The sequence below is a fragment of the Planococcus sp. APC 3906 genome (assembly GCF_030407685.1).
GTDB lineage: Bacteria > Bacillota > Bacilli > Bacillales_A > Planococcaceae > Planococcus > Planococcus koreensis.
Map to the genome: position 1 here is coordinate 63,050 of NZ_JASDCW010000017.1, position 7,025 is coordinate 70,074.

Annotated in this window: 12 protein-coding genes; 9 read left to right on the forward strand and 3 right to left on the reverse strand. The window is 46.0% G+C overall.

The window, feature by feature from the left end:
- Positions 1–18: 18 nt before the first annotated feature.
- Positions 19–477 carry a DUF86 domain-containing protein gene (locus QMA09_RS11100; RefSeq protein WP_135501425.1) on the forward strand — a complete coding sequence of 153 codons (459 nt, stop codon included), beginning with the start codon at positions 19–21 and terminating at the stop codon, positions 475–477.
- A complete protein-coding gene (locus tag QMA09_RS11105; RefSeq protein WP_290213181.1) occupies positions 464–1,228 on the forward strand; it encodes a TIGR01457 family HAD-type hydrolase in 765 nt (254 codons plus the stop codon). The genes QMA09_RS11100 and QMA09_RS11105 overlap by 14 nt, the downstream gene beginning before the upstream one ends.
- Before the next feature lie 21 nt (positions 1,229–1,249).
- Here the strand turns inward: QMA09_RS11105 and QMA09_RS11110 are convergent, their stop codons facing one another.
- Positions 1,250–1,486 (reverse strand): YuzB family protein, encoded by a 237-nt coding sequence (locus tag QMA09_RS11110; protein ID WP_135501429.1) that lies wholly within the window; start codon positions 1,484–1,486, stop codon positions 1,250–1,252.
- A gap of 151 nt (positions 1,487–1,637) precedes the next feature.
- Here QMA09_RS11110 and QMA09_RS11115 point away from each other — a divergent pair, with 151 nt between their 5' ends.
- Positions 1,638–2,705, forward strand: coding sequence for an NAD(P)/FAD-dependent oxidoreductase (locus QMA09_RS11115; protein ID WP_135501431.1), 1,068 nt, complete (start codon positions 1,638–1,640; stop codon positions 2,703–2,705).
- A 40-nt stretch (positions 2,706–2,745) separates the two neighbouring features.
- On the opposite strand, the gene QMA09_RS11120 is transcribed toward QMA09_RS11115, so the two are convergent.
- A complete protein-coding gene (locus QMA09_RS11120) occupies positions 2,746–3,072 on the reverse strand; it encodes a YuzD family protein (protein ID WP_290213182.1) in 327 nt (108 codons plus the stop codon).
- An 83-nt stretch (positions 3,073–3,155) separates the two neighbouring features.
- Here QMA09_RS11120 and QMA09_RS11125 point away from each other — a divergent pair, with 83 nt between their 5' ends.
- The 6 genes from QMA09_RS11125 (at position 3,156) to QMA09_RS11150 (ending at position 6,659) form a co-directional block, all read left to right on the forward strand.
- Positions 3,156–3,392 carry a NifU family protein gene (locus QMA09_RS11125; protein ID WP_135501435.1) on the forward strand — a complete coding sequence of 79 codons (237 nt, stop codon included), beginning with the start codon at positions 3,156–3,158 and terminating at the stop codon, positions 3,390–3,392.
- A gap of 105 nt (positions 3,393–3,497) precedes the next feature.
- Positions 3,498–3,860, forward strand: a complete 363-nt coding sequence (locus QMA09_RS11130; RefSeq protein WP_290213183.1) for a HesB/IscA family protein — start codon at positions 3,498–3,500, stop codon at positions 3,858–3,860.
- Between the two features lie 274 nt (positions 3,861–4,134).
- Positions 4,135–5,352 carry an NAD(P)/FAD-dependent oxidoreductase gene (locus tag QMA09_RS11135; protein WP_135501439.1) on the forward strand — a complete coding sequence of 406 codons (1,218 nt, stop codon included), beginning with the start codon at positions 4,135–4,137 and terminating at the stop codon, positions 5,350–5,352.
- A 51-nt stretch (positions 5,353–5,403) separates the two neighbouring features.
- Complete coding sequence (locus QMA09_RS11140; RefSeq protein WP_290213184.1) at positions 5,404–5,901, forward strand: NUDIX domain-containing protein; 498 nt, start codon at positions 5,404–5,406, stop codon at positions 5,899–5,901.
- Between the two features lie 141 nt (positions 5,902–6,042).
- Positions 6,043–6,168 (forward strand): YuiA family protein, encoded by a 126-nt coding sequence (locus QMA09_RS11145; RefSeq protein ID WP_290213185.1) that lies wholly within the window; start codon positions 6,043–6,045, stop codon positions 6,166–6,168.
- A gap of 161 nt (positions 6,169–6,329) precedes the next feature.
- The gene (locus QMA09_RS11150; RefSeq protein WP_135501443.1) at positions 6,330–6,659 is read left to right on the forward strand and encodes a YuiB family protein; all 330 of its coding nucleotides are present in this window, start codon (positions 6,330–6,332) and stop codon (positions 6,657–6,659) included.
- Positions 6,660–6,714: 55 nt separating this feature from the next.
- Here the strand turns inward: QMA09_RS11150 and QMA09_RS11155 are convergent.
- On the reverse strand, positions 6,715–7,025 hold a 311-nt coding region (locus tag QMA09_RS11155), incomplete at its 5' end, for a hypothetical protein (RefSeq protein ID WP_290213186.1).

The following is a 7,025-nucleotide window of genomic DNA, read 5'->3' on the forward strand; positions in this document are numbered from 1 at the left end:
TTCAATGGAGGGTTTACTATGTATTTTATCGATCGAAATAAGATAACGGAAACAGTGGGTTATATGAATTCGTTGCTCGCTTTATACGAAGAGAAAAAGGACTGGCCATCTTTTACCGAACAGCTTGCTTTAGAGCGTTTGGCCAATAATGTCATCGAATCGATCATCGATGTGGGGAATTCCATGATTGATGGTTTCATCATGCGTGATCCTGGCAGCTACGATGACATCATTGATATATTGACGGATGAGAAAGTCATCGATGCCGAAATGGATCAGCCGCTGAAGAAGGTCGTGGAATTGCGTAAAATGCTCGTGCGTGAGTTTATGAAAGCAGACCATCAGAAAATCCATTCCGTATTGAGCAGCAATTTGCCGGCTTTGAAAAAATTCGGTCCGAAAGTGGAACATTATTTAACGCACGAACTGGGTCCGGTCTCTGCATTTCTTCCGGAGGCCAACGATGAAAAGTTATAAAGCGTATTGCCTGGACCTCGATGGAACCGTCTACCGTGGGACCGATGCGGTGCCGGCAGCGGCGTCATTCATCAAACGGCTGCAGGAAAAAGGCATTGAACCGTTCTTTGTAACAAACAATGCGTCCATGACCCAAAAACAATTGAACGCAAAATTACACCGTTTCGGTATAAACACGGTGGAGTCACAAATCGTATCATCGGCAATAGCCGCAGCTAAATACATCAAACGCTGGTATCCGGGACATACGGTGTACATGATCGGGTCGGACGGCCTTGATCAAGCCCTTGCCCAAGAAGGCATCGAACGGGTGGAAGAAGGGGCGGACATCGTCTTGATGGGCATCGATCCTGGAATTACGTACGGGAAATTGGCCCAAGCCTGTCTGGAAGTCCGCAAAGGTGCGGTTTTCCTGTCAACGAATAAAGACTTGGCTTTTCCGTCGGAAAGAGGATTTTTGCCGGGCAACGGAGCATTTACAACGCTTGTTTCAGTATCGACTGATGTTGACCCGATCTATATCGGCAAACCCGAACGCCATATGCTGGAAACCATTCTCCACGAGCACGGCTTTGAAAAGCACGAAATGGTCATGATCGGGGACAATTACGATACCGATATTCTGGCGGGCATCAATTATGGCATTGACACTATCCACGTCAATACCGGCGTCACACCGATGGATGAAGTGCTGGAAAAAGAGCATCAGCCGACACATGTTCTTGAAAACCTTGATTTTTGGCCCATATAAAAAAGCCGCTTTTCAGCGGCTTTAAAACAACGGATTTTCTTCTATAAACTGATAGACCTTGTCCGTCAATTCTTCAGGGGTATCAGCTTCGACGATTTCGCCGTTTACCAAGGCATAAAGGCCTTCAGAACATTTTGTGCAATAGCTTAAACAGCCATATTCCAGAACGTCAAGATTTGGGTCGCGGTCCAGTTTTTCGAAAGACTGCTGTGCGCCATTGACGATATTGCTGATGCAAAACTCTACAATCGGTTTCATTAAGGTCACCTCACTACAACGAAATCCTACCCTTTTTTTCAGCGCTAGTCAATTATTTGATTTCGCTTGAATGTATTGTGAAAGTCATCACAATCAGCTATACTCATATTTGAGAAATTATGCAGATAGTTGAATTACAAAGGAGATACTTATGCGAAAATTAGTCTTACTTGGAGGCGGATACGGCAATATGCGAATTTTGCTTCGTTTACTGCCGAACAACCTGCCGCTCGATACAGAAATCATTTTAATCGACCGGACCCCATTCCATAGCATGAAAACCGAATTTTATGCACTGGCTGCCGGCACGGCATCCGATCATGAAGTGCGCGTTGATTTTCCGGAAAGCGACCGCTTGACGATCGTCAACGGCGAAATCACGGAAATTCTTCTCGATGAGAAGACCGTCTGCCTGGATAATGGCGAACGGATCACTTATGACGACCTCGTCATCGGGTTGGGCTGTGAAGATAAATACCACAGTGTACCTGGAGCAGATGAATTCACGTACAGCATCCAGACGATCGGCAAATCACGCGAAACGTATAAAACCTTGCTTGGCTTGCCGGCTGGAGCGGTTGTCGGTGTTGTCGGAGCCGGTCTCAGCGGAATCGAATTGGCTAGCGAATTGCGTGAAAGCAGACAGGATCTGAAAATCAAATTATTCGACCGGAGCCCGCGCATCCTGCGCGATTTCCCGGAACGCCTCAGCAATTTCGTGAAAAAATGGTTTGATAACAATAATGTTGACGTGGTTTCCAATTCCAACATCACAAAAGTCGAACCGAAAATGCTTTACAACCACGAAGAAACGATTCCTGTCGACGCCGTCGTTTGGACTGCCGGCATCCAGCCGGTCAAGCCGGTGCGCGATTTGAATTTGGGCTGTGACACGACTGGCCGCGTGCTGATCAACCAATATCACCAATTGCCGGAAGACGAGCACGTCTACGTTGTCGGCGATTGTGCAGCATTGCCGATGGCGCCTTCTGCACAACTTGCAGAAGAACAAGCGGAACAAATCGTCAAAGTATTGAAAGCCGTCTGGAGAAACGAAGCGCTGCCGGAGAAAATGCCGGAAATCCAGCTGAAAGGTTTCCTCGGTTCACTCGGCAAGAAACAAGGCTTCGCTTATTTGGCGGATCGCACAGTAACTGGCCGCATCGCCCGATTGATGAAATCAGGCGTGTTGTGGATGTACAAGTGGCATAACGGCTGACAAAAGCGCCCGATTTTTCGGGCGCTTTTTGTGTGTGCATTTATTCTACTGCGGCGAATCCGTGTTTTTCAAGTTCTTTGTAGACCGGCTTCAATTGAACATAGCCTTCCCCGACGACTTCGCCTTCGACGAGCACAAGCGGGTAGAAAAATTCATCATCAAGGATGCGCTGAACGTATTCTTTGCGGTGTTCTTCGGTTTGCGGTTTCTCAATATCGATATAGGTAATTGAAAATGGCTGGCCTTCGTATTTACGGGCAATGGCAGCCTGCAGCCATTCATAGGTGTCGATGGATGACGGTGCGTTCACACAGCTGGCGCAGATTACATCGGTTCCGTATACTTCAATGGACAATTCTTTCGGCATGGTGACAAACCTCCTGTAAATTCATTAGTGGCTTTTTCCTCTCAATCACATTATAATGATTATAATGAAAGGAGTCGATATAAATGACTGAAGCAATGATGGAAAGCCAAGTAATGGAAGTCCTAGATAAATTGCGTCCATTCCTTTTGCGTGACGGCGGTGACTGTGAATTGGTCGATATAGAAGATGGCATCGTAAAACTCCGTCTGCTTGGCGCATGCGGAAGCTGCCCAAGTTCGACAATTACATTAAAAGCAGGCATTGAACGTGCATTAGTGGAAGAAGTTCCAGGCATCGTTGAAGTAGAACAGGTATTTTAATGGAGAAAGGGCCTTTTGGGTCCTTTTTTCTGTATATGGCATAAGCGCCTTCGCTTGTAGCGGCTTGGCCAATATTGATATGATAAGGACAAGGAGGGGATTCGTATGACACAAGTTGTAGAGATAACAGAAGCAGCTTCTTTCCAAGTAAAAGAAATGATGCGCCATAACGGTGAAGAGGATTCGTTCCTTCGCGTAGCAGTCAATGGCGGCGGCTGCAGCGGACTGACGTATGGCATGGGCTTTGAGAAACAGGCGGGCCCTGAAGATGATAAATATGAACAGCACGGCATCCCGATTTTGATCGCAAAAGACGATGCGCCGATTTTGCAAGGAACGGTCGTTGATTACAAGCAATCACTGATGGGCGGGGGCTTCACCATTGAAAACCCGAATGCCATCGCTTCATGCGGCTGCGGGACGTCTTTCCGTACAGCTACGAAAACAGGTACACCGGAAAACTGCTGAGCCAAAATGGCGAAAGGCTTTCCTGCGCAATTCACATTGCGCAGGAAAGCCTTTTTTCATTTTTAAAAAGTAAGTGCCGACGAACGTGTTGTTTTTCAAAAGATGGCGGAAGCTTGTCATTTAAAAGGTGCAACCGGGCCAGCCGGGCAATCTGCAGTTGAAATAGGCATGTAAAAGGTCTAATATAAGGTATAGGAGTTTGTATGAATTTATAGGACTCATCCAAATAAGTTATTCCGTTTTAAAATTCGATTTGAAGGTGGTTGCGATTTCATTGAAAAGACCGTCAATATTAGTATTGGGAGCAGGTTACGGTGGTTTGATGACTGTAGTAAACTTGCAAAAAGTTCTAGGCACAGATGCCGCGGACATTACATTGATCAACAAAAACGAATACCATTACGAAAGCACATGGCTGCATGAAGCTGCAGCAGGAACTTTGCTTTCTGACCAAGTCCGCTATGATATCAAAGATGTAATCGATAGCGTAAAAACGAAATTCGTGCAAGCGACTGTGGAAGCAATCGACGTTGCAGGCAAAAAAGTAACAACTGACAATGGCGTATTTACATACGATTACCTTGTCATTGCATTAGGATTCGAAGGGGAAACTTTCGGCATTCCTGGCCTTGATAAATACGCTTTATCAATTGCCAACGTCAAAGCTGCCCGTTACATCCGCGAGCACATCGAATTCCAGTTCGCGAACTGGTCTACCGATAGCGTGAAAGACGACAGCCGTTTGACGATCGTTGTCGGTGGAGCTGGCTTCACGGGCATCGAATTCCTTGGCGAACTTGCGAACCGTGTACCTGAGCTTTGCAAAGAGTTCGACGTACCGCGCGAAAAAGTGCGTATTGTCTGCGTAGAAGCAGCACCGATGGTATTGCCAGGATTTGATCCTGAGCTTGTCAGCTATGCAGTAGGCAAATTAGAGTCGAAAGGCATTGAATTCTCGATCGGCACACCAGTTGTCGAAGCGACTCCAGAAGGCGTCAACATCAAAAAAGGCGAAGATCATTTCGAATTCATCAAAGCCGGAACTGTTGTATGGGCTGCTGGAATCCGCGGCAACAGACTGATTGAAGAGTCAGGCATTGAAAACATGCGCGCGCGCGTTAAAGTCGACAAAGATCTTACAGTCCCAGGCTCTGATAATGTATTCGTTATCGGTGACTGCGCGTTGATGATCAATGAAGAAACAAACCGTCCTTACCCGCCGACTGCACAGATTGCAATGCAGCAAGGGGAAGCAACTGCGAAGAACATTGCAGAATTGATCAAAGACGGCGAAACAACAGAATTCGTTCCTGATTTAAAAGGGACAGTTTGTTCATTGGGCGATGACGATGCAATCGGCGTTGTCTTCGGCAAAAAAGTAACTGGCAAACGTGCTTCATTCATGAAGAAAATGATCGACAACCGTGCATTATACATGGTTGGCGGCCCGTCACTGGTTATGAAAAAAGGTAAATTCAACGTATTGAAATAAGCTGAAGCTCCCGTAAATGGGAGCTTTTTTTATTAAAGGGGTTTTATTGGCATGTCAAAACATAAAAGAGGCAATGTCTGGCTCGGTGCTGCCGGGCTGGTCATCAATTCGAATAAAGAATGGCTTGTCGTCAAGAAAAGATACGGTGGGCTGCACGGCAAATGGTCGCTCCCTGCAGGCTTCGTCGAACCGGGGGAAACCATCGACCAGGCTGCTTTAAGAGAAGTGAAAGAAGAAACAGGCATCAGTTGCCGCCTGATGGGGATGATCGGCTTTCGGAGCGGGGTTATCCGCGAAGAAATAAGCGATAACATGGCGATCTTTCTGCTGCAGCCGATAGTTGAAAACGAAAGTATCACAGTCCAAGCAGCCGAACTGTATGAAGCGGCTTGGATGACGCCCACATCGCTCGCTGAAGAAGGGCAGGCTTCGGTCATGCTGTATGAAATGGTGAACTATGTTCTGGAAGAAGGCTTTGAAGCCATTGAAGACGTTGATCCGGGTGAGGTTTTCGGTTATTCGGCTTATAAATTATTTTTTAAGAAATAGAGAAAAACGATGGATAAAACGTGAATAAGAAAGAAAAAAGGGGATGTATCCGTTTACATTCCTTTTTTTATACTTGCATAATGAATTGGACCATGTTATATTATCAGAATATTACAAACAAAACAGGAGGAGGTGTTTCGAATGAAGATATTTAAAAAATCTAAGCCCGGCAACCATTGCCCATATTGCGGAGGCAAAGGCTACTTCCAATTGCGATTGGGAGGTTCAGAAACGTGCTCCTGCTGTTCGGGATCGGGTAAAAAGTAAGGCCAAAGCAAGCGTATGCGGGGATTCCTCGTGTACGCTTTTTCTATTTGCCGCCGCCCTGGATCGCCATTCGTGACAAACCGATGAACTCTGGTTCCGGACATTGAAAGCCGATTCCATTTCGGGTAAACTGATGGAAGGAATATCGGAGGTTAGAAAAGATGGACACTTCATTTAGTATTGTACAATTGATGATTTCGGTTTTATTATTCTTTGTTATGTTTTTCGGCATCGGATTTTTGCTTAATATGCTATTGCGGATGACTTGGCTGATGGCGATCGTTTACCCGATAGTCGTGCTGCTGATTATTGACGATGTCGGCTTTTTCGATTATTTCACCAATCCAGGCGAATCGTTCACAATGCTCGGCAACACATTGACGTCGTTGACTGCAACTGATATCGCGGTTCTGTCTGCCGGTATGGCAGGGGCCATCACATCAGGCATTGTCATGAAAGTCCTGCGTAAAATGGGCTATCAAATGTTCTAAAGGCATAAAGAAAAGCGCCGACCCAATTGGGTTGGCGCTTTTCTTTAATTAGAAACTAAACTGTTAAGTCGATAATCCGCAAAACAGCTACGCTTGCCGCGTGCTGAGGGGTCTCGGCTGTCTCGATATCCCTCAGGCGTCTCCGCTGTTTTGCTACATATCTGTAAATAAAGAAGAAAATGCAGAAATTATACCTTTCGAACTTTACAACCACTAAGAATTGATTTGCTATTAAGAGATATCTTTGAATGAAGCGAAAGGTGGCGACTCCTGCGGAAGCAGTGATGGAGCAAAGCGACAGAGCGACACGTGCCGAAGACCCTACTATGTAAAATAGATAGATGACAACATAAAGAACCATTGTTT